This is a genomic window from Streptomyces sp. NPDC001231, from assembly GCF_042896885.1.
In the GTDB taxonomy this organism is placed as follows: Bacteria; Actinomycetota; Actinomycetes; order Streptomycetales; family Streptomycetaceae; genus Streptomyces.
Genome location: NZ_JBIAXS010000008.1, coordinates 222923 through 242922, shown reverse-complemented (window position 1 = coordinate 242922; position 20000 = coordinate 222923). Strand labels below are relative to the sequence as shown.

Genomic DNA, 20000 nt, shown 5'->3' with positions numbered 1-20000 from the left:
GCCACCCCGGACCCCGGCCCCTTCGGACTCGGGCCACTTCCGTCTCGGGCCACCCCGGACCCCGGCCCCTTCGGACTCGGGCCACTTCCGTCTCGGGCCACCCCGGACCCCGGCCCCTTCGGACTCGGGCCACTTCCGTCTCGGGTCGCCCTCGGCTCAGGCCCCTTTCCAGATTCGGTCCGCTCCGGGCGCAGGCCCCTTCCCGCTCAAGCCACTTCGGACCATGGCCGCTTGCGGCTCAGGCCGCTCCAGCGCTCCGGCTGCTCAAGCAACACTCCGGCTGCTCAAGCACTCCGGCCGCTCCGGGCTCCAGTCGCTTCCGCCTCAAGCCGCTCCAAGCCCCAGCCGCTCCCGGGTCAAGCCACCTCCGGCTCGGCCCCCTCCGGCGTCGACAGTGCGGCCAGGGCCGCCGATACCGAGGCCGACGAGCGCAGGTCGAGGCGGGCGCTCGTGCCGCGAGCGTGGTGGCGGAGTTCGTCGGCGGCCAGGGTGAGCAGTTGCGGCAGCAGGTCGGTGCAGCGCCGGGCCACCCAGCCCGTACCCGCCGTGGCCAGCCACCACAGGCTCGCCGACCTGGTGGGCGCGGGGAACTCCGGCTCGGGCGAGGGCGCGGGCCCACTCGCCACGCCCGACTCCGCGAGCAACGCGTGGAATCGGCAGGCGAGTTGGCGGTGACCGCGCTCCCCCGGGTGCAGCCGGTCCGCGCTCCACATCGCGCGGTCGGTCAGCCACTGGCCCGCGTCGGCGTGCAGGTGCACAGCCCCGTACCGCTCCGACAGGGCGTGGACCACCGTGTTGACCGCCCGCTGCCGCCGGGCCAGCGGGCGGGCCAGCGCGCCGGGCAGGCCGAGCATCGCGCCGGGGTCGGGCAGACAGGCCGTCAGCAGGACCGCGCCCCGGCCGGTGAAGGCCTCGAAGACCCGGTCGAGCCGGGCGGCCACCGCGTGGATGTCGAAGGTGCGGCGCAGGGTGTCGTTGACGCCGACGACGACCGACACGACGTCCGGGCGCAGCTCCAGCCCGGCCGGGGTCTGCCGCTCCAGGACGTCGCGGGTCTGCGCCCCGCTGACCGCTAGGTTGGTGAACTCCACGGCCGAGGGCTTCTCGGCGAGGCCGCCGGCGAGCAGTGCCGCCCAGCCGCGCCATCCGTCGCCCGTGGGATCGCCGACGCCCTCGGTCAGGGAATCGCCGAGGGCGACGAAGCGCAGCGGTCTCATGCCACACCCTCCTGCAACGGACGTCGCACGGGAGCCGGGACGTCGTGCGCGGCGAGGAACGCCTCCACGGAGGCGGTCCACCCGAAGCACTCCGCACGCGCGCGTGCCGCCTCGCGCCGCTCCCGCTCCGGGCGTGCCAGCAAGCCCTCCACGGCGTGGGCGAACGCCTCGCCGTGGTCCGCCGCGCTGTCCCCGGCGGAGCCGATCACCTCCGGCAGCGCGGAGGAGGCGCTGGCCACCACGGGGGTGCCGCAGGCCATCGCCTCCAGCGCGGCGAGCCCGAAGGTCTCGGCCGGCCCGGGTGCCAGGCACACGTCGGCGGAGGCCTGGAGCACGGCGAGCCGGTCGCGGTCGCGAACGTACCCGAGGAACGTCACCGGCAGCGCCCGCTCACGGGCCCGCTGCTCCAGCCGCGTCCGCAGCGGACCGTCCCCGGCCACCACCAGCACCGCCCGCCGTCCGCGCCGCAGCAGCGCCTCCAGCGCGTCCAGCGCGTTGCCGGGCCGCTTCTCCACGGACAGCCGGGAGCACATCACCAGCAGCGCCTCGTCGTCGCGTGCGTGCCGGGCGCGCACAGCCGCCTCCCGCAGCGCGGGGTGCCGTTCCACCAGATCGACGCCCAGGGGCGCGCGCACGACGTTCCGCGCGCCGACCCGCACGAACTCGCGCTCGGCGAACTCGGTGGTGCACACCACGCGCGCGTAGGTGTGCGCGGTACGGACGTTGAGGGCGTCGGCGGCGCGCTGGGACAGGGTCTGCGGCAGGCCCCAGGTGCGCAGCACGCCGTCCGCGGTCTCGTGGGACACCATCACGGCCGGGACCCGGGCCCGCCGGGCCCACTTGCCGGTCCACCGCAGCGTCGTGCGGTCGGAGACCTCCAGGCGGTCCGGTGCGAGCTCCTCCAGGAGGGCGGCCACCCGCCGCCTGTCGGTGAGGACGCGGTAGCCGCCGGTGCCGGGCAGCAACGGCCCGGGCAGAGTGATCACGCGGCCCTGCTCGGTCTCCTCGTCAGTGTGGCGGTCACCCGGGATGATCAGCACCGGTTCGTGGCCGGCCGCCTTGTAGCCCTTGCCGAGTTCGCGCAGGGCGGTGCGCAGGCCGCCGGAGGCGGGGGCGACGAAGTTCGCGAGCCGCACGAGGGTGAGCGGCGCGGTGGTCATGCCGCCACCGCCGTCCGCCGCGCGGCGAGCACGTCCTCGTAGTGGGCGATGAGCTGGTCGCCGACCGCCGCCCAGGTGCGCTCCTCGACCGCGGAGCGGCCGGCCGCCGCGAACGACGCCCGCAGTGCCGGATCGGCGGCCAGCGCCCACACGGCGTCGCGTACGGCGGCCGCGTCGCGCGGCGGGACCAGCAGCCCGGTGCGACCGTGGGCGACCAGGTCGAGCGGGCCGCCCGCGGCGGGCGCGACGACGGGCACCCCGGAGGCCATGGCCTCCTGCACGGTCTGGCAGAACGTCTCGAAGGGGCCGGTGTGCACGAAGACGTCCAGCGAGGCGAAGATCCGCGCGAGGTCGTCGCCGGTGCGACGGCCCAGGAAGACCGCGCCCGGCAGGGCCTCGGTCAGCTGGGCGCGGCTGGGCCCGTCGCCCACCACCACGACCCGTACGCCGTTGAGGCCGCAGACCCCGGAGAGCAGTTCGACCTGCTTCTCGGGGGCGAGCCGGCCGACGTAGCCGACGATCAGCTCACCGTTCGGGGCGAGTTCGCGGCGCAGTGCCTCGTCGCGGTGCTCGGGGCGGAAGCGGACGGTGTCCACGCCGCGGCCCCACAGCCTGACCCGGGGCACGCCGTGTGCCTCCAGGTCCTGCAGGGCGGCGCTGGAGGGGGCGAGGGTGAGGTCGGCGGCGGCGTGGACGGAGCGGATGCGCCGCCAGGCGGCCGCCTCGCCGGCACCCATGTAGGTGCGGGCGTAGCCGGCGAGGTCGGTCTGGTAGACGGCGACGGCGGGGATGCCGAGCCGGGTGGCGGCCGCCATGCCGCGGACGCCGAGGACGAAGGGGCCGGCCAGGTGGACGAGGTCGGCGCGGTGCTCGGTGAGCGCCGCCGCGACGCGCCTGCTGGGCAGGGCGACGCGGACCTGCGGGTAGCCCGGGAGCGGAAGGGAGGGGACGCGGACGACGGGGCACGGCGCGGGGGCGTCGGGCCCGGTCGAGGCGGCGGTGGCGGGAGCCACGACGAGGGGGGCGTGACCGCGATCGACGAGGTGCCGGGCGGTCTGGAGCGCGCAGTGGGCCACGCCGTTCACATCGGGGGGAAAGGATTCGGTCACGATGACGACACGCATACCCGTGTTGTCGCCGTGCTGGACGTGCCCGCGTCAACGTGGATCTTTCCGGACGAGGAACGTCCCATGAGCGTTGTGCTGTGCGGCCGGACCGGACGGCCCCCGGCCACGCGCTCCTGGCCCCCGGGTCACCGGATGTTCACACGGTGGGCGTGTCCGGTCCGATCCGGCTGCGTACGGCGGTCTGGACCTCGTCCTCCTCGGCCGGGTCGGCGGCGAGTCTGCGCAGCCGCTCGACGACGCGCGTGTCGCCGGTCTCGGCGTGCCGGGCGGCGAGCTCGCGGGTGGTCTCCTCGCAGTCCCACAGGCACTCGACGGCGAATCCGGCGGGGAAGGAGGGGTCGGTGGCGGCCAGGGCTCGGGCGGCTCGGCCGCGCAGATGGGAGGAGGCGGTCTCGCGGTAGACGTGGCGCAGGACGGGCGCGGCGCAGGTGATGCCGAGCCGGCCGGCGCCGTCGACCAGGGTCCACAGGGTGGGAGCGTCGGGGCCTTCGCCCCGGACCGCCTCCCGGAGGGCGGCGAGGACGAGGTCGCGGTCCCGGACCGTGCCGCGGCAGGCGAGCACACGTCCGGCGGCGGCGCCGAGCAGGTCGGGGCGGTGGGCCCAGCCGCGTGCCCGGTCGACGGCGGCGGCTCCCCGCATGCGTTCGAAGGCGTCGACGGCGGCCTCCACCACGGTGGCGGAGCCGTCGGACACCGCGGCCTCGATGAGGTCCAGGGCGTCGGGGTCGTCGCCGTCGGCGAGGTAGCGCAGGGCGGTACAGCGGGCCGCGTCGGTGCCCGCCCGGGCGGCACGGAGGATCTCGGGCCGGTCCTCGGGGCCGGCGACGGCGGTGAGGCAGCGGGCGGCGGGGACATGGCGGGGCGCGCCGCGTTCGGCGCCCTGCTGGGCCCACTCGAACACCGCCTGCACGCTCCACCCGGGCCGGGGTCCGGTGGGGCGCATCTGTCGTTGCCAGAGGTCGAAGCAGCCGGCCTCGTGCGCGGCACGCACGCGGGTGGCGACCGACTCGCGCGGGTCGTCGGCCCACAGCCGCCACGGCCGGGGCTCGAAGGCGTCGCGCACCGCGGCGGCCAGCTCGGCCTCGCCCTCTGCGTCGGTGGCGAAGCGCGCGAGGACCGGCGCGGCGAGGGCGCGCAGCCCCGCGTCGTCGTCCCTGAGCGCGAGTTCGTCCAGGGCCCAGGCCCAGTTGGCGCCGGTGGCGGCGTACCTGCGCAGCAGGGCGAGCGCGTCCCGCCTGCCGTAGGAGGCGAGGTGCCCGAGCACGGCGAGGGCGAGTCCGGTGCGTGACTCGTCGGTGTCGAGGGCGTCCTCGGGGTCGAAGAGGTGCTCCTCGATCCGGTCCAGTTCGCCGTCGAGGTCGAGGAAGAGCCGGGCGTAGTACAGGGAGCGGTTCTCCACCTGCCAGTCGTGGCGTGGGTCGCTCAGCACGCAGTGGTTCAGTGCCGCCAGCGCCTCGGCGCGGGGGGCGGTGAGCGCGTGCAGCGTGCCGTCGCCGCGGCCCCGCTGGAGCAGGCCGAGCAGCGTACCGCTGGGCGCTATGACCGGATCGAACATGGGAAACAGCCTCACATCAAGCGTCGACGCAACCGGGGATCTCGTACTACCTGGCCGCGCGACAACAGGTCGGGGCGCCCGCCGTCCGCTGCTTGCTGTAGACCATCTTCCTCTGCCTCTCGTCGGTGGCCCATACGGGCCGGATCACGGCCCGCGCGGTGCGGCAACACCTGCCCAGCCATCGCGTCCGTGAATCACGACGTCATGATGACCCGGCGTCCGCGCTGCCGCGACCGAAATTTCCGGCGGCCCTGTACCGCCTCCCCCGTTGTTTGTGTCGTTCCTGGTCAGAAGGGCCGAAGCGGCTGCCTCCGGCCCGGGGATCAGCTCTCGCCGAACATCTCCAGCAGCTCCGTCCTGCCGAACATCCGGGCCGTGTCGACGGCCGAGGGGGTGCCGGCGGTCGGGTCCGCGCCGCCCTCGAGGAGGGCTTTGATCACTTCCTGCTCACCCTTGAAGACCGCTCCTGCGAGGGGGGTCTGGCCCCGGTCGTTGACGCGGTCGGCGTCGGCGCCTCGGGCCAGCAGCGCGCGGACGGCGGCTGCGTGGCCGTGGTATGCGGCGAGCATCACCAGGGAGTCGCCGCGGTCGTTGGTGAGGTCGGCCGGGACGCCCGCGTCGACGTACGCCACGAGTGTCTCGGTCCGCCCCTGCCGGGCCAGATCGAAGATCTTGGTCGCCAGCTCCACGACCTCGGGGTCGGGGGCTTCACTCATCGGCCGGACCGCCTCTCACTGCGAACGTTCGGTACTGCGGGGAGCAAGCGTACGGCGGTCCGCGCTGGTCGGCCGTACGGGTGAATCGCCAGCGTACTGGCTCGTGCGCCACATGACCTGATGCGCCCGCGGTAAAGATCACACGGACGTGGTGGGACGCAACAGTGACGCTCAGGCACCCCACGAGACTCCGCCAACCGATGGAAATTGGGCGAAATTCACCCAGTTGCACCTTTTGTCATATGGATACATTCTGTGAGCCTGGAAGAACTCATGGTGACTGTCCCCGTGAACCAGGAGAGAGCAATGATCCTCAACATCTCGGGCGTTGTGCTGCTCGGCACCGTCGTCTTCCTGTTCTGCCGCAACCACGGGTTGAAGAGCTCGCACGCGACGGTCTGCGGGCTCTTCGGCTTCTACCTGTCGAGCACCGGCGTGGCCCCGAGCATCAAGGCCGGGGGCGCAAGCCTCGCGAGCCTCTTGGGCGGGCTCAATTTCTGATTCCGCCCCTCTCCGCACGCACCCCTGGAGCATGAAGTGGCCCGGCGCCCTCTCCCTCGCATTCTGAGCAACGGCAGCACACAGATCGCCCGCGGCCGGGAGCTGGCCCGGACGGCGGCGGGCGGCGCCACCGATGTCCTCCACCCGCTGATCACGATCTCGCGCGGTCTGCGCCGACTGGCCGGGGCCGGGCGGCGCAAGTGGGCGGAGACACCGAAGGACCGGCGGGGACCGCTCCTCTTCCTGGTCGCCTCGGTGATCCTGGTCGTGGCCCTGGTGCCGTACGGGCCGCTGCTCGCCGGCATCGTCCTCATGGCGGCGGCGGGCTGGCGGGGCCGCGACCGCACCCCGCCGAAGCCCAAGGGCCCCGACGAGTCGCGCGTCCAGCGCCTGGCCTCCCTGTACGAGGCTCTGGTCCCCTACTTCTCGGCGGCCGAGGACCCGTCACCGCTGTACGCGCACGGCGGCGCGTGGGAGAAGGCGTTCCCCGCCTTCGAGTTCGACGACTCGGGACGCGTGCGCCACCTGACGATCCGCTACCCCGCGTACTTCACGGACGGCGAGGCCGAGTCCCGCGCGCGGATCGAGCACCTGCTCACCGTCAAGGCCGGCCGGGGCCGCGAATACCTCTTCTCCTGGGACGAGGAGGGCAACCAGCTCACCGTCACCGCGCTCGCCCCGCTGCCCACGGACATCGCCGCGCAGCGCTTCGTCACGGCGCCGGCCGAGACCGTGCTCGGTTTCACCGACCCCGGCGAGGTCCAGCGCACGCTCCCCCTCGGCTACGGCGAGGAGCAGCGCGACGTGCCGCCGGTCCTCTGGCGCACGGGCCTGCGCTCCACCGAGCCGCACCTGCTGGCCCTGGGCCAGGCCGGCAGCGGCACCTCGACGTTGCTGCGCTCCATCGCGCTCCAGGCCCTCCGGCACGGCGACGTGCTGATCGTCGACGGCGGCGGCACCGGCGAGTTCGCCTGCCTGACCGGCCGGGACGGGGTGCTCGCGGTCGAGTGCGGGCTGGCCGGGGTGCTGGCGAGCCTGGAGTGGGCTGCCACCGAGACAGAGCGCAGGCTCATCGCCGTCAACCGCGCGCGGCAGGCGGGTCATCCGCCGCCGGAGGACACCAAGCGGCCGCTGTGGCTGCTGCTCGACCGGCCGACCGCGTTCACGCACCTGGCCACCACGGACGGCCGCAAGGACCCGCAGGCGCTGCTCCAGGTGCCGCTGCGGCACGGACGCGCGGTCAGCGTGGCGGTCGTCGTGGCCGAGCAGTTCGACAGCGCGGAGGCGCTGAGCGACGCGGTACGGCAGCACACGCGCGCGCGTGTCGTCCTCGGGCCGGCGACGGCGGAGCAACTCAAGGCGGTGCTGGGGGCGCCGGCGCACACGACGCCGCTGCCCGTCGTCCCGGCCGGACGCGGGTACGCCCGACTGGGGACGAAGCCGGTCCACCGGCTCCAGGTGCCGGCCACGCCCGACCCCTACGACGACGCGACGAGCGACGCGCACCGGCAGGCCGTGCTCGATCTTCTGCCGCCGAAGACCACGCCGGCCGACGGCGAGCGGGTGCCGGAGCCCATGGAGACGATGACGGAAGCGATCGCGGAGCCCACCGAGACGGTGACGGAAGCAATCGCGGAGCCCACCGAGACGGTGACGAAAGCAATCGCGGAGCCCACCGAGACGGTGACGAAAGCAATCGCGGAGCCCTCGTGAACGCCCTCGTCGGAGCCCTGGTGAACGCCTTTGGCAGAGCCGTCGTGAGCCGCGAAGCCCCAAGCGGAGGCAAGGCACGCCGCCCCGAGCCGACCCACCGGACCGCGCGCAGCACTCAGGCGACGGCCGTCGTGAGCCGCGAAGCCCCAACCGGAGGCAAGCCACGCCGCCCCGAGCCGACCCACCGGACCGCGCGCAGCACTCAGGCGACGAAGGTGCGAGGGGACTCGCCCCCGTTGGAGGCCCCCGCCTCCACCAGCCGGGCCGCCGCAGCCAGGCGCGTCGCCGCCTCTTCCGCCACCGCCCCCGCGACCGTGAACGGCAGGCGGACATAGCCCTCGAAGGCGCCGTCGACGCCGAAGCGCGGACCGGAGGGGACACGGACGCCCACCCGCTCGCCGGCCTCGGCGATACGGGAGCCCGACAGGCCGCCGGTGCGCACCCACAGCGTGAGGCCGCCGCCGGGGACCTCGAACTCCCAGCCGGGCAGCTCGCGCCGGACCGCCGCGACCAGGGCGTCCCGGTTGTCGCGGGCCTGGTCCCGCCGGACCGCCACGGCCTTCTCCCACCCTCCGGTGCTGAACAGCCAGTTCACGGCCAACTGCTCCAGCACGGGGGTGCCCAGGTCGGCATAGGCCCGCGCGGCGACCAGGCTGCGGATCACATCGGGGGCGGCCCGTACCCAGCCGACGCGCATCCCGGCCCAGAACGCCTTGCTGGCCGAGCCGACGGTGATCACCGTGGATCCGGCCGGGTCGAAGGCGCACACCCGCCGCGGCATCTCCAGCCCCGGCTCCAGGTACAGCTCGCTCATCGTCTCGTCGACGACGAGCACCGTCCCCGCCGAGCGGGCCGCCTCCACCAGCCTCCGCCGCTGCTCCTCGTCGGTGAGCGCGCCGGTCGGGTTGTGGAAGTCGGCGACGACGTAGGCGATCCGGGGCGCGGCCTCGCGCAGCACCTGGCGCCAGCGGTCCAGGTCCCACCCGGTCAGCCCCTCGGCCATGGCCACGGGCACGAGCCGGGCGCCCGCCTCCCGCATCAGCTGGAGGATGTTCGCGTAGGACGGCGACTCGACGGCGATGCGCTCGCCGCGGCCCCCGAAGAGGTGGCAGATGGCGTCGATGGCGCCCATGGCACCGGTCGTCACCATGATCTGCTCGGGCATGGTGGGGATCCCACGCGTGGTGTACCGCTCGGCGATCATCGCACGGAGTGCGGGCAGCCCGGCGGGATAGTCGCCGTGGGTGTGGGCGTAGGGCGGCAGTTCCTCCAGCGCGCCCTGAACGGCGCGGGTGAGCCACGGCTCCGGGGCCGGCAGGGCCGCGGTGCCCAGGTCGATCATCGAGCCCAGTGCCTCCGGCGGCAGGGGCTCCAGTCCGCGCGCGGGCAGCGGATTCCCGGCCGGCACCGCGGTCCAGCTGCCCGCGCCGCGCCGGGACTCCAGGAAGCCCTCGGTGCGCAGGGCCTCGTACGCGGCGGCGACCGTGGTGCGGCTGACGGAGAGGGACAGGGCGAGTTCGCGCTCGGCGGGCAGCCGGGCGGCCACCGGGACACGGCCTTCGAGCACCAGCAGCCGGATGCCGTCGGCGAGCGCGCGGTAGGCGGGCGGGCGGCGTGAGCCCGGGCCCGCCGGGCGGTCCTGCTGGGACTTGAGCAGCCGAGCTAGCTGCGCGGCGCCCACCGCAGAGGTCCACTGCGCCATGACGACCAGTCCACCTTTCTCGAATTGGCCATGGATGGATAATCTCCCCACGCCACAGAGTGTCATCCACCAGGCCACTTCCACCACCAGGGGGGACGCTTTGTCCACACCGGCCAGACTCGGGCGACGACTGATCCAGCTCTACGTCGGCCTCACGCTGTACGGCGCGAGTTCCGCGCTCCTCGTCCGGTCGGGCCTGGGCCTGGAGCCATGGAACGTGCTGCACCAGGGCCTGTCCGAACTGACGGGCCTGACCATCGGCGTGGTGTCGATCATCATCGGCGCGGCGGTGCTGCTCCTGTGGGTCCCGCTGCGCCAGCGCCCCGGGCTGGGCACGGTCTCCAACGTCTTCGTCGTCGGCCTCGCCCTGGACGGCACCCTCGCCCTGGTGCCCGACGCCGGCACACTGGCCGTCCGGGTTCCGCTGCTCCTGGCGGGCATCGTGCTCAACGGAGTGGCCACCGGCCTCTACATCGCCGCCCGCTTCGGGCCCGGCCCCCGCGACGGACTGATGACGGGGCTGCACCAGCGCACCGGCCGCTCGATCCGCCTGATGCGGACGGCCGTGGAGGTGGCGGTCGTGGTCACCGGCTTCGCCCTCGGCGGCACGATCGGCGTGGGCACGGTGCTGTACGCGGTGTCCATCGGCCCACTGGCCCAGCTCTTCCTGCGTGTGTTCGCCGTTCCGGCGCCGGCCGGAGACAAGCCCGTTGCCGCCGGGACACCCGAACGAGCCATACTGCGTCCGTGACCACGCCCGTACGCCACCCGTACCTCGACCATCCGGGACCGATCCCGTTCGCGCACCGCGGCGGGGCGGCCGACGGGCTGGAGAACACGGTGGCGCAGTTCCGGCAGGCGGCCGGACTCGGCTACCGCTACATGGAGACCGACGTGCACGCCACGGCGGACGGCCGGCTCGTCGCCTTCCACGACGCGACGCTGGACCGGGTGACCGACGGCGCGGGCCGGATCGCGGACCTGCCGTGGGAGGACGTGCGCCAGGCGCGCGTGGCGGGCCGGGAGCCGGTGCCGCTCTTCGCGGAGCTGCTGGAGACCTTCCCCGAGGTCCGCTGGAACGTCGATGTCAAGGCGGAGCCCGCCCTGCACCCCCTGCTGGACCTGATCGAGCGGACGAACGCCTGGGACCGCGTCTGCGTCGGCTCGTTCTCCGAGGCGCGCGTGATCCGGGCGCAGCGCCTGGCCGGGCCGCGCCTCGCGACCTCGTACGGCACCCGCGGGGTACTGGCCCTCCGGCTGCGCTCCTGGGGTCTGCCGGCGGTGCCGCGCCGGTCCGCGGTGGCCGCGCAGGTGCCCGTCTCCCAGTACGGCGTCCCGGTGGTCGACCGGCGGTTCGTGCGCGGCGCCCACGCGCGCGGGCTGCACGTGCACGTGTGGACGATCAACGAACCCGCGCTGATGGACCGTCTCCTGGACCTCGGTGTCGATGGCATCATGACCGATCACATCGACACGTTGCGCAAGGTCATGGAGGACCGGGGTGTCTGGGCCTGAGGCCCGGCACACCCCCGTGCACCTTCGCGGACCGTCGGCAGCAGGGGAACCAGCGGGGAAGCGAGGGCACGGGGTGGGCAGTGACACCGTGCGGGCAGGGCAGGCCGGCGACGAGGCCGCCGACCGGCGCCGCGAGCAGCGCGGCTGGTACTTCTACGACTGGGCGTGCTCCGTCTACTCCACGAGCGTGCTCACCGTGTTCCTCGGCCCCTACCTCACGGCGATCGCCGAGTCGGCGGCGGACGCGGACGGGTTCGTGCACCCGCTGGGCATCCCGGTGCGGGCCGGGTCGTTCTTCGCGTACTGCGTCTCGGCGTCCGTCATCGTGGCGATCGTGCTGATGCCGGTCGCGGGCGCGGCGGCCGACCGCACCGGCCGCAAGAAGCCACTCCTGGCGGCCGCCGCCTATGTGGGCGCCGGCGCCACCACGGGCCTGTTCTTCCTGGACGGCCACCGCTATCTGCTCGGCGGTCTGCTGCTGGTCGTCGCCAACGCGTCGGTGGCCGTCTCGATGGTCCTCTACAACTCCTATCTGCCGCAGATCGCCGCGCCCGAGGAGCGCGACGCGGTCTCCTCGCGCGGCTGGGCCTTCGGCTACGCGGCCGGCTCACTGGTGCTGGTGGCGAATCTCGTCCTGTTCACCGCCCACGACTCCTTCGGCGTCTCGGAGTCGACGGCCGTGCGCATCTGCCTGGCCTCGGCCGGTCTGTGGTGGGGCGTCTTCACGCTCGTCCCACTGAAGCGGCTGCGCGACCGCCGCACCGCCCCCGCCGCGGCGCCGGTCCACGGCTGGCGCCAACTCGCCTCGACCATCCGGGACATGCGGGGCAAACCGCTCACCCTGTCCTTCCTGCTCGCCTACCTCGTCTACAACGACGGCATCCAGACGGTGATCTCGCAGGCCTCGGTGTACGGCTCCCGGGAGCTGGGCCTGAGCCAGTCGACGCTCATCACGGCGGTGCTGATGGTGCAGGTGCTGGCGGTGGCGGGGGCGCTCGGCATGGGACGGCTGGCCCGCCGGTACGGGGCCAAGCGCACGATCCTCGGATCGCTGGCCGCGTGGGCGGTGATCCTGGCGGCCGGGTACTTCCTGCCGGCCGGGGCGCCGATGTGGTTCTTCGTGCTGGCGGCCGGGATCGGGCTGGTCCTCGGCGGGAGCCAGGCGCTGTCCCGGTCGCTGTTCTCGCACCTGGTCCCGCCGGGCAAGGAGGCCGAGTACTTCTCGGCGTACGAGATGAGCGACCGGGGCATGAGCTGGCTCGGCCCGCTCCTGTTCGGGATCACCTACCAGCTGACCGGCAGCTACCGGGACGCCATCATCTCGCTGATGGCGTTCTTCGCGATCGGGTTCGTGCTGCTCGCCCGGGTTCCGGTGCGCCGTGCGATCAGCGACGCGGGCAATCCCGTTCCGGATCGGATTTAGCGCTCAAGGCGAAAGGGCGGTAGTGTACGCGTTTGGCCTGCCAGGCGTACCGTTACTGCGCGTCAAAGATGCCGAAACGCTGGGTGACATCTCCTAACGGATGTGACAAACCGGGCGCCGGTGGGTACTGCACTGGTTGACAAGGCTGCGGCTACGACGGCGACGCATGACCCGGAACGGGAGATCGGAACGGGAATCTTTACCGCCGACCGGACGTTGACCGGATGACGACGACAGCGACACCTGTCCTGTGGGCGACAAGCCCGGGAGGCACGATTCATGAGTGAGCGAGCTCTTCGCGGCACGCGCCTCGTGGTGACCAGCTACGAGACCGACCGCGGTATCGACCTGGCTCCGCGCCAGGCCGTGGAGTACGCATGCGAGAAGGGGCACCGTTTCGAGATGCCCTTCTCGGTCGAGGCGGAGATCCCGCCGGAGTGGGAGTGCAAGGTCTGCGGGGCCCAGGCACTCCTGGTGGATGGCGACGGGCCGGAGGAGAAGAAGGCGAAGCCGGCGCGTACGCACTGGGACATGCTGATGGAGCGGCGTACCCGCGAGGAACTCGAAGAGGTCCTCGAGGAGCGTCTCGCCGTGCTGCGGTCCGGCGCGATGAACATCGCCGTCCATCCCCGGGACAGCCGCAAGAGCGCGTAGTCCCCGCCGGGGGGCCGGGCCGGTTCGCAGCGCACGCCACGAACGCCGATGCAGCGGGCGCCGTACTTTCACGTACGGCGCCCGCTGCCATGTTCGTTCACGGTGGCACGAGTGGCGCGATGCGCCGGTGTCACCGGGTCAGCGGCGGGCGCTGCTCCCCTGCCGGATCAGCCGGCCCCGAGGCGTCCGCCGACTCGTCCCTGATCACCTCGCCCTGGACCACCTTGCCGTCCGGGCGGTGGATGCGGGCCTGCTGGAAGGCGTCACCGAGCGTGCCGGGGGTGGCCTCGCGCAGCCTGCGGTCGACGGTCCGCCCCGTGTAGCGGCTCACGGCCTGCTGGACCGGCGGAAGCAGCAGGAGCAGGCCCACCGCGTCCGAGATCAGGCCGGGGATCATCAGCAGCAGGCCACCCAGCATCATCAGGCCGTTGCCACCGCGGCGCGAGGAGGGGGCGCCGCCCTGCTGGAGCGCCTCGTTGAGGTTCTGGAAGGCACGGCGGCCCGCCCGCTTGATCACCACGGCGCCGAGGACGAGGCCGGCGACCAGCAGCAGGAAGACCGTGAACCCGCCCGCCGCTCCCGCGACCACCGTCAGCAGCCAGATCTCCAGCACGATCCACACCGCGAGGCTCAGCGGCAGGTACCGGCGGGACCGGGAACGCCGGGGCCGGGCGGAGTACGAAGAGGTCGGAGCGCCAGTCGTCATGCTCCCAGTGTGCCTGGCGGCTGCTCAATCCCGGATAAGCACTATGCCTGGGGCTTGCCGCCCCGGCTGGTGATCTTGGTCACGCGCTCCCCCACGCCCCACGCGGTGACCCGCCACAGCGCCTCGACAAGGATGTCACGGCTCATCTTGGAGTCGCCGTGCTCGCGCTCGACGAAGGTGATGGGGACCTCGACGACGTGGTAGCCGGCCTTCACGGCGCGGCGGGCCAGGTCGACCTGGAAGCAGTAGCCCTGCGAGGCGACCTCGTCCAGGCCCAGGCCCTCCAGCGTCTCCCGGCGGAAGGCGCGGTAGCCGCCGGTGATGTCCCGCAGGGGGAGGTCCAGGGCGATGCGGGAGTAGGTGCTGCCGCCGCGCGAGAGGAACTCGCGGGACTTCGGCCAGTTCACGACGCGTCCGCCCGGCACCCAGCGGGAGCCGAGGACCAGGTCGGCGCCCTTGAGGGCGGTCAGCAGCCGGGGCAGTTCCTCGGGCTGGTGGGAGCCGTCGGCGTCCATCTCGATCAGGACGCCGTAGTCGCGCTCCAGGCCCCATCGGAAGCCCGCGAGGTAGGCGGCGCCGAGGCCCTCCTTGCCCTTGCGGTGCAGCACGTGCACGTGCCCGTCCTCGGCCGCCAGTTCGTCGGCGAGCTTGCCCGTGCCGTCGGGGCTGTTGTCGTCGGCCACGAGGACGTGCGCCTCGGGGACGGACGTGCGCACCCGGCTCACGATCGTCTTGATGTTCTCCGCCTCGTTGTAGGTCGGAATGATCACCAAGGCCGTGCCGAGCGGGCCGAGTCGCCTGTCCCGGGCCCGGGAGCCGGCCGCGGGGGTACCGTCGCCGTCGTTCACTACTGCCCCTTCATGTCCGTACGCAGGGGACCACCTTAGTGGCCCCGGCCTGCGAGGACGTGACATCGCAGGCGTATGGGGGTGTCGATTCGGCAAGAGCGGGGTAAGAGCGCTCGCCTCGATCGTGTCATGGATCCGCCCGCCCGGCGGATGGGGGCCCGGCGCCCTTCGGGCCGACCTGGGACCCGCTGGCTGCGGGTCTACCGAAAGCCGTTGTCTACTGAGCGCCCGGGCCCCACCCGGGTCACACCTTGCCGACCGTCCGGAACGTTCCCCCGCGGACGCGGGCGCTGAGCCTGGCTCCCAGCGACGGTGACCCGGTGCGGCACACCGTCCCTGACGCAGCGGCGCCGCGACGCGGGTACGGAAGTTCCCCGGCCGGGCGTCCGGTGGTGGACCCGGCAGAACCTACCGGCCCGCTGCTGTCGCCTGTCAACCAGTGCCTTGACCTGTACAAACGGCCACGACCGCCGGGTCGGGGCGGAGGATGCGCAGGTCGCGCGACCCAGCGGCGGGCGCGGGGCGGCGCAGTGCGTCCCCGGGAGATCACTCGCCCGGCCGTACGAACACCGTCCGTCCGCCCACCACGGTCCGCAGGCAGACGGGCAGGTCACCGCCCGGGGTGAGGTCGGGCAGTCCGGGGGTTCCCGAGCGCGGGTCGGTCGACCAGCGCGCGACCCGGTCGTCGGGGGCCTGGACGACGAGTTCGCCGGTGCGCCAGACGGCGTAGTCCGCGGGGGCGCCGGGCACCAGGACGCCCGCGTCGTCCCGTCCGACCGCCCGCCAGCCGCCGCGGGTGTGCGCGGTGAACGCGGCGCGGACGGAGACGCGGTGCTCGGGGGTGCGGTGGAATGCCGCCGCCCGGACCGTGCCCCACGGGTCCAGCGGGGTGACGGGACTGTCGGAGCCGAAGGCGAGGGGGACGCCGGCGCGCAGCAGGGCCGCGAAGGGGTTCAGCGTACGGGCCCGCTCGGCGCCCAGGCGCTGGGCGTACATGCCCTCCTCACCGCCCCACAGGGCGTCGAAGGCGGGCTGTACGGACGCGGTGAGACCCAGTTCGGCGAAGGCCGCGACGGTCTCCGGTGTGAGCATCTCGGCGTGCTCGACGCGGTGCCTGGTGGCGCGGACGCGGGCCAGGCCGACCTTCTCGGCGGCGGCGCGCACGCCGTCGACGACCGCGGTGACGGCGGCGTCGCCGATGGCGTGGAAGCCCGCCTGGAGGCCCGCCTCGGTGCAGGCGGCGACGTGGGCGGCGACGGCGGCCGCGTCCAGGTAGGCGGTGCCGGTGTGGGCGGCGTCGGTGTAGGGCGCGTGCAGGCAGGCGGTGTGCGAGCCGATGGAGCCGTCGACGAAGAGGTCGCCGGCGGCGCCGGCGGCGCCCAGCCGGCGCGCCTTGTCGACGTCCTGCTCGGCCCAGTAGCCGACGACCCGGGGGCCGGGTTCCTCGGCGGCGAGCCGCAGCAGGCCCGTGAAGTCGTCCTCGGAGGAGATGCGCGGGCCGCCGCACTCGTGCACCGATCCGATGCCCAGGGAGGCGGCACGGGCGAGCGCCGCGCGCTGCGCCTCGGCGCGCTGGGCGGGGGTGACGGCGGCGAACGCGGCGGCCCGTACGGCGTGGTGGGCGTCGGCGGTCAGCGGGCCGTCCACGGGCCCGTGGATCTCCGGTACGAGGTCGAGCAGTGCCGAGGTGACGACCGCGGAGTGCACGTCGATACGGCTGAGGTAGAGCGGTCGGCCGCCGGTGGCCTCGTCGAGTTCGGCGCGCGTCGGGGGACGTCCGCCGGGCCAGCGGGCCGCGTCCCAACCGTGGCCGAGCAGGACGCGGTCGTCCGGGTGGGCGGCGGCGAAGTCCCGTACCCGGGCGAGCGCCGCCTCCAGTGAGGGCGCGTCGGACAGGTCGAGACCGGTGAGCGCGAGGCCGGTGGCGGTGGTGTGCACATGGGCGTCGGTGAACGCCGGGGTGACGAGGGCGCCGTCCAGGTCGACCACCTCGTCGACACCGTCGGCGAAGGCGTCGGCCGCCCCCTCCGAGCCGACCCAGGCCACTTGGCCCGCCTCCACGACCATGGCGGTCGCGAACGGGTCGGCGGGACTGTGGATCTCGCCCCTGCGGAGAAGGACGGTCCGGACCTCGGCAGCACGCTCACTCATGCCCCCAGTCTCCCGCCTGCCCCGACCCCCCCGGCACGCAGGTCGCCCGGAGACGCTCCGGAGCTCCACCGCAGGCGCCCCGACGAGCCCGCCCGGCGTCCCGGGACGTGCCTTCTGCGCCGGATCGGGTCAGATACGGGGCGGGCGGGATTCGTACGGGGTGGAGAGGACCACCGTCGTGCGGGTCGAGACGCCCGCCAACGTGCGTACGCGGGCCAGCAGTTCCTCCAGCTCGTGCGGGGTGGAGACGCGGACCTTGAGGATGTAGTTCTCGTCGCCGGCGACGCTGTGGCAGGCCTCGATCTCGGGAACGCCGGCCAGCCGGTCGGCGATGTCGTCGGGGGCGCTGGGATCGAAGGGTTTGACCGAGATGAAGGCGGTCATGGGCAGCCCCACGGCCTCGGCGTCGACGACGGCGGCGTAGCCGCGGATGACACCGCGCTGCTCCAGCCGCCGCACCCGCTGGTGCACGGCCGACGTGGACAGACCGGTGGCCTTGCCCAGGTCGGTGTAGCTCATCCGCCCGTCCTTGACGAGCAGCTGCACGATCTGTCGGTCCAGCTCCTCCATGGCGCAAGAACCTACAGTGCGGCCGATCTCCCGGGACAGCCGAGCGGCCCGGGTCGCGCCACGTCGGCGGACAAACCCACCACGACGGGCACCTGCGAGCGGTATGTGACCAACGCCACACGCCCCGAAGCCTCTCCGTGATGTTCTCGTGATTACCGGCGAGAGCGGACGGGAAGTGCTTGCTGTGGTCGAGGCCGCAGCGCCTTCACGGCCCAGCCTTAGGGGGAGAATCCCATGCAGAGTCTCAAGCGCCCTGGTCGTTCTGTGCCCAGGCGACGGCAGCCGGTCATCGAGTTCCAGCCGGAGAGCCTGGAACCAGACGTCGACGACGACGTGGACGGCGCGGAATCCGACGCCTACGACACCTTCGAGATGTACCGGGTGATCTGCCCGGAGTGCGCGCAGCCCATCGCCCTGCTGGCGGACGAGGAGGTTCTGCCGGAGCACGCGCTGTGCGCCTCGCCGTGGAACCCGTTCGGCCTCACGGTCTGCGCCGGTACGGGACGCTGGGCGTCCGAGGCCCGGCCCGCGGACGAGTCCGCCGACCCCCAGGAGCAGGACACCGCGCTGCTGTTGACGCTCCCGCAGGGCCTCGACTGGCGCATGCAGCCCTTCTCGCACGTCGGCGGCCCGGGCTCCCGCCCGATGCGCGTGCCGCAACTGCGCCGGTTCGCCGCCTGAGCGGCGCCGCACCGCCGGGCACCCGCGTCCGTCCGCGCACCACGGCCAGGGCGCACAGGCCGCCGTGGTGCCCGAACAGCACCCCCGGCCCCGGAGGCTGCCGGGCCGGACGCCGGTGAACTCACGCGCGATTCCACCGGGCGGTGACCTGCCCGCCGCACTCCGCGTTGCCCGGGTATGACCACCACGCATCCGGCAGCCGGACGACGGCGGCGCGTCTTCGTGCCGCCGCCGCCCGCGGAATCGGTTCCGTCTGTGCCTTCGCAGCCGACGGACCCGCCGATCTACCGCGACCTGATGCGCGCCTGGGCCGACCGGGGCCGCACCCTGCCGGGGCGTCACGACCCGGAGTGGGTCCGGCTGGCGGCGCCGCCGGCCGGTCTCGCGCAGCTCAGCGGGTCTCGGGACCCGCGACGTGACGGGCGATGACCATTCGCTGGATCTGGTTGGTGCCCTCGACGATCTGCAGGACCTTGGCCTCGCGCATGTAGCGTTCGACCGGGAAGTCCGTGGTGTAGCCGTAGCCGCCGAGCACCTGGACGGCGTCCGTGGTCACCTTCATGGCCGCGTCGGTGCAGAACAGCTTGGCCATGGCCGCCTGCCGCGCGAACGGCAGGCCCGCGTCCCGCAGCCGCGCCGCCGCCAGGTACAGCGCGCGGCCGGCCTCGATCTGCGTCGCCATGTCGGCGAGCATGAAGCGCAGTCCCTGGAAGTCGGAGATCGGCCGTCCGAACTGCTGCCGTCCGGCGGCGTAGCCGACCGCCTCGTCCAGCGCGGCCTGGGCGAGGCCGATGGCGCAGGCCGCGATGCCGAGGCGTCCGGAGTCGAGCGCGGACAGCGCGATGGCGAAGCCCTGCCCCTCCTCCCCCAGACGCCGGTCGTCTCCGACCCGCACACCGTCGAGATGGAGCTGCGCGGTGGGCGAGCCCTTCAGGCCCATCTTCTTCTCCGGGGCGGCGGCGCTCAGGCCCTCGGCGCCGGCCGGCACGAGGAAGGCGGTGATCCCACGCGGGCCCCGCTCACCGGTGCGGGCCATCACCGTGTAGAAGTCGGCGACCCCGCCGTGGGTGATCCAGGACTTGGTCCCGGTGAGCACCCAGCCGTCGCCGTCCCGGACCGCCTTGGTGCTGAGCGAGGCGGCGTCGGAGCCGGAGGCCGGCTCGGAGAGGGCGTACGCGCCGAGCAGGCCGCCGCCCAGCATCGCGGGCAGATGCTCCACCTGCTGCTTCTTGGTGCCGTAGGCGGCGAGCCCGTAGGAGGCGAGGGTGTGCACGCTCAGGCCCAGGCCGACGGTGAGACGGGCCGCGGCCAGTTCCTCCAGGACCTGGAGGTAGACCTCGTAGGGCTGGTCGCCGCCGCCGTACTCGGAGTCGTAGGGCAGGCCGAGCAGGCCGGAGCGGGAGAGCAGGGTGAAGGCCTCGCGCGGGAAGCGTCCCGCGTCCTCCTCCTCGGCCGCCTTCGGGGCGATCTCGTGCTGCGCGATGTCGCGGACGAGCGAGATCAGGTCCCGGGCCTCCTCCGTGGGCAGTTGCCGGTCCACCGGCTGCGGGGCGCGGTCGGGCATGGCGACGCTCTCCTCCCTTTCGGGCACATCGGCGGATGTGCGCCTTGGGTGGGGCGGCTCCGCCGGGGTCTTTCTCGGGCCCAGCCGGTGTCGGCGATCCCGGGTCGCGGAAGCTGCTGACCAGCGGCTGTGCGCTGTGAGTATGCCCGATCCGAGGCATCTCGTCACCGGTTAACGACCGCTTACTTCAAGAAATC

At 73.5% G+C, this 20000-nt stretch carries 19 protein-coding genes; 8 read left to right on the top strand and 11 right to left on the bottom strand.

Annotated features, from left to right (window positions below):
• Positions 1 to 356 precede the first annotated feature (356 nt).
• From ACFY3J_RS12820 to ACFY3J_RS12800, 5 genes are all read right to left on the bottom strand, one after another.
• Positions 357 to 1217: an SGNH/GDSL hydrolase family protein gene (locus ACFY3J_RS12820; protein ID WP_384175688.1), complete on the bottom strand. Its 861-nt coding sequence runs from the start codon at positions 1215 to 1217 to the stop codon at positions 357 to 359.
• Positions 1214 to 2377: a glycosyltransferase gene (locus tag ACFY3J_RS12815; protein ID WP_384175686.1), complete on the bottom strand. Its 1164-nt coding sequence runs from the start codon at positions 2375 to 2377 to the stop codon at positions 1214 to 1216. The genes ACFY3J_RS12820 and ACFY3J_RS12815 overlap by 4 nt, the downstream gene beginning before the upstream one ends.
• On the bottom strand, positions 2374 to 3501 hold the full coding sequence (locus ACFY3J_RS12810) for a glycosyltransferase family 4 protein (RefSeq protein WP_384175684.1): 1128 nt from the start codon (positions 3499 to 3501) through the stop codon (positions 2374 to 2376). Before ACFY3J_RS12810 ends, ACFY3J_RS12815 begins: the two co-directional genes overlap by 4 nt.
• 139 nt (positions 3502 to 3640) lie before the next feature.
• Positions 3641 to 5059: a HEAT repeat domain-containing protein gene (locus ACFY3J_RS12805; protein ID WP_384175682.1), complete on the bottom strand. Its 1419-nt coding sequence runs from the start codon at positions 5057 to 5059 to the stop codon at positions 3641 to 3643.
• 323 nt (positions 5060 to 5382) lie between these two features.
• A complete protein-coding gene (locus ACFY3J_RS12800) occupies positions 5383 to 5775 on the bottom strand; it encodes an ankyrin repeat domain-containing protein (RefSeq protein WP_384175680.1) in 393 nt (130 codons plus the stop codon).
• Positions 5776 to 6081: 306 nt separating this feature from the next.
• Here ACFY3J_RS12800 and ACFY3J_RS12795 point away from each other — a divergent pair, with 306 nt between their 5' ends.
• Together ACFY3J_RS12795 and ACFY3J_RS12790 are read left to right on the top strand one after the other, a co-directional pair.
• The gene (locus tag ACFY3J_RS12795) at positions 6082 to 6276 is read left to right on the top strand and encodes a hypothetical protein (RefSeq protein WP_141362905.1); all 195 of its coding nucleotides are present in this window, start codon (positions 6082 to 6084) and stop codon (positions 6274 to 6276) included.
• 36 nt (positions 6277 to 6312) lie between these two features.
• Positions 6313 to 7989 (top strand): hypothetical protein, encoded by a 1677-nt coding sequence (locus ACFY3J_RS12790; protein WP_384175678.1) that lies wholly within the window; start codon positions 6313 to 6315, stop codon positions 7987 to 7989.
• 202 nt (positions 7990 to 8191) lie between these two features.
• Here ACFY3J_RS12790 and ACFY3J_RS12785 read toward each other — a convergent pair whose 3' ends face one another.
• Positions 8192 to 9691 (bottom strand): PLP-dependent aminotransferase family protein, encoded by a 1500-nt coding sequence (locus ACFY3J_RS12785; RefSeq protein ID WP_390840851.1) that lies wholly within the window; start codon positions 9689 to 9691, stop codon positions 8192 to 8194.
• A 100-nt stretch (positions 9692 to 9791) separates the two neighbouring features.
• On the opposite strand from ACFY3J_RS12785, the gene ACFY3J_RS12780 reads away from it, so the two are divergent.
• The 4 genes from ACFY3J_RS12780 to ACFY3J_RS12765 all read left to right on the top strand — a co-directional run bounded on the left by ACFY3J_RS12780 (position 9792) and on the right by ACFY3J_RS12765 (position 13283).
• Positions 9792 to 10442 carry a YitT family protein gene (locus ACFY3J_RS12780; RefSeq protein ID WP_384175674.1) on the top strand — a complete coding sequence of 217 codons (651 nt, stop codon included), beginning with the start codon at positions 9792 to 9794 and terminating at the stop codon, positions 10440 to 10442.
• A complete protein-coding gene (locus ACFY3J_RS12775) occupies positions 10439 to 11206 on the top strand; it encodes a glycerophosphodiester phosphodiesterase (protein ID WP_384175672.1) in 768 nt (255 codons plus the stop codon). Before ACFY3J_RS12780 ends, ACFY3J_RS12775 begins: the two co-directional genes overlap by 4 nt.
• 73 nt (positions 11207 to 11279) lie before the next feature.
• Positions 11280 to 12629: an MFS transporter gene (locus ACFY3J_RS12770; protein ID WP_384175670.1), complete on the top strand. Its 1350-nt coding sequence runs from the start codon at positions 11280 to 11282 to the stop codon at positions 12627 to 12629.
• A 279-nt stretch (positions 12630 to 12908) separates the two neighbouring features.
• Positions 12909 to 13283: an RNA polymerase-binding protein RbpA gene (locus ACFY3J_RS12765; RefSeq protein ID WP_003977404.1), complete on the top strand. Its 375-nt coding sequence runs from the start codon at positions 12909 to 12911 to the stop codon at positions 13281 to 13283.
• A gap of 130 nt (positions 13284 to 13413) precedes the next feature.
• On the opposite strand, the gene fxsA is transcribed toward ACFY3J_RS12765, so the two are convergent.
• The 4 genes from fxsA to ACFY3J_RS12745 all read right to left on the bottom strand — a co-directional run bounded on the left by fxsA (position 13414) and on the right by ACFY3J_RS12745 (position 17558).
• Positions 13414 to 13989: an FxsA family membrane protein gene (gene fxsA, locus ACFY3J_RS12760; RefSeq protein WP_384175668.1), complete on the bottom strand. Its 576-nt coding sequence runs from the start codon at positions 13987 to 13989 to the stop codon at positions 13414 to 13416.
• Positions 13990 to 14030: 41 nt separating this feature from the next.
• Positions 14031 to 14837, bottom strand: coding sequence for a polyprenol monophosphomannose synthase (locus ACFY3J_RS12755; protein WP_384175666.1), 807 nt, complete (start codon positions 14835 to 14837; stop codon positions 14031 to 14033).
• A gap of 546 nt (positions 14838 to 15383) precedes the next feature.
• Positions 15384 to 16988 carry an amidohydrolase gene (locus ACFY3J_RS12750; RefSeq protein ID WP_390840850.1) on the bottom strand — a complete coding sequence of 535 codons (1605 nt, stop codon included), beginning with the start codon at positions 16986 to 16988 and terminating at the stop codon, positions 15384 to 15386.
• Between the two features lie 129 nt (positions 16989 to 17117).
• On the bottom strand, positions 17118 to 17558 hold the full coding sequence (locus ACFY3J_RS12745) for an Lrp/AsnC family transcriptional regulator (protein WP_141362887.1): 441 nt from the start codon (positions 17556 to 17558) through the stop codon (positions 17118 to 17120).
• Between the two features lie 234 nt (positions 17559 to 17792).
• Between ACFY3J_RS12745 and ACFY3J_RS12740 the strand changes: the two genes are divergently transcribed.
• A complete protein-coding gene (locus tag ACFY3J_RS12740) occupies positions 17793 to 18239 on the top strand; it encodes a hypothetical protein (RefSeq protein ID WP_384175662.1) in 447 nt (148 codons plus the stop codon).
• A 177-nt stretch (positions 18240 to 18416) separates the two neighbouring features.
• Entirely contained in the window at positions 18417 to 18668 is a 252-nt protein-coding gene (locus ACFY3J_RS12735) for a hypothetical protein (protein WP_141362883.1), read from the top strand.
• Here ACFY3J_RS12735 and ACFY3J_RS12730 read toward each other — a convergent pair.
• Positions 18631 to 19803 carry an acyl-CoA dehydrogenase family protein gene (locus ACFY3J_RS12730; RefSeq protein ID WP_384175659.1) on the bottom strand — a complete coding sequence of 391 codons (1173 nt, stop codon included), beginning with the start codon at positions 19801 to 19803 and terminating at the stop codon, positions 18631 to 18633. The genes ACFY3J_RS12735 and ACFY3J_RS12730 overlap by 38 nt on opposite strands.
• Between the last annotated feature and the right edge of the window lie 197 nt (positions 19804 to 20000).

Coding starts and splice junctions, on each gene's coding strand:
- ACFY3J_RS12820 (WP_384175688.1), bottom strand. CDS start 1,217: ATGAGACCGCTGCGCTTCGTCGCCCTCGGCGATTCCCTGACCGAGGGC.
- ACFY3J_RS12815 (WP_384175686.1), bottom strand. CDS start 2,377: ATGACCACCGCGCCGCTCACCCTCGTGCGGCTCGCGAACTTCGTCGCC.
- ACFY3J_RS12810 (WP_384175684.1), bottom strand. CDS start 3,501: ATGCGTGTCGTCATCGTGACCGAATCCTTTCCCCCCGATGTGAACGGC.
- ACFY3J_RS12805 (WP_384175682.1), bottom strand. CDS start 5,059: ATGTTCGATCCGGTCATAGCGCCCAGCGGTACGCTGCTCGGCCTGCTC.
- ACFY3J_RS12800 (WP_384175680.1), bottom strand. CDS start 5,775: ATGAGTGAAGCCCCCGACCCCGAGGTCGTGGAGCTGGCGACCAAGATC.
- ACFY3J_RS12795 (WP_141362905.1), top strand. CDS start 6,082: ATGATCCTCAACATCTCGGGCGTTGTGCTGCTCGGCACCGTCGTCTTC.
- ACFY3J_RS12785 (WP_390840851.1), bottom strand. CDS start 9,691: ATGGCGCAGTGGACCTCTGCGGTGGGCGCCGCGCAGCTAGCTCGGCTG.
- ACFY3J_RS12765 (WP_003977404.1), top strand. CDS start 12,909: ATGAGTGAGCGAGCTCTTCGCGGCACGCGCCTCGTGGTGACCAGCTAC.
- fxsA (WP_384175668.1), bottom strand. CDS start 13,989: ATGACGACTGGCGCTCCGACCTCTTCGTACTCCGCCCGGCCCCGGCGT.
- ACFY3J_RS12750 (WP_390840850.1), bottom strand. CDS start 16,988: ATGAGTGAGCGTGCTGCCGAGGTCCGGACCGTCCTTCTCCGCAGGGGC.
- ACFY3J_RS12745 (WP_141362887.1), bottom strand. CDS start 17,558: ATGGAGGAGCTGGACCGACAGATCGTGCAGCTGCTCGTCAAGGACGGG.
- ACFY3J_RS12740 (WP_384175662.1), top strand. CDS start 17,793: ATGCAGAGTCTCAAGCGCCCTGGTCGTTCTGTGCCCAGGCGACGGCAG.
- ACFY3J_RS12735 (WP_141362883.1), top strand. CDS start 18,417: ATGACCACCACGCATCCGGCAGCCGGACGACGGCGGCGCGTCTTCGTG.
- ACFY3J_RS12730 (WP_384175659.1), bottom strand. CDS start 19,803: ATGCCCGACCGCGCCCCGCAGCCGGTGGACCGGCAACTGCCCACGGAG.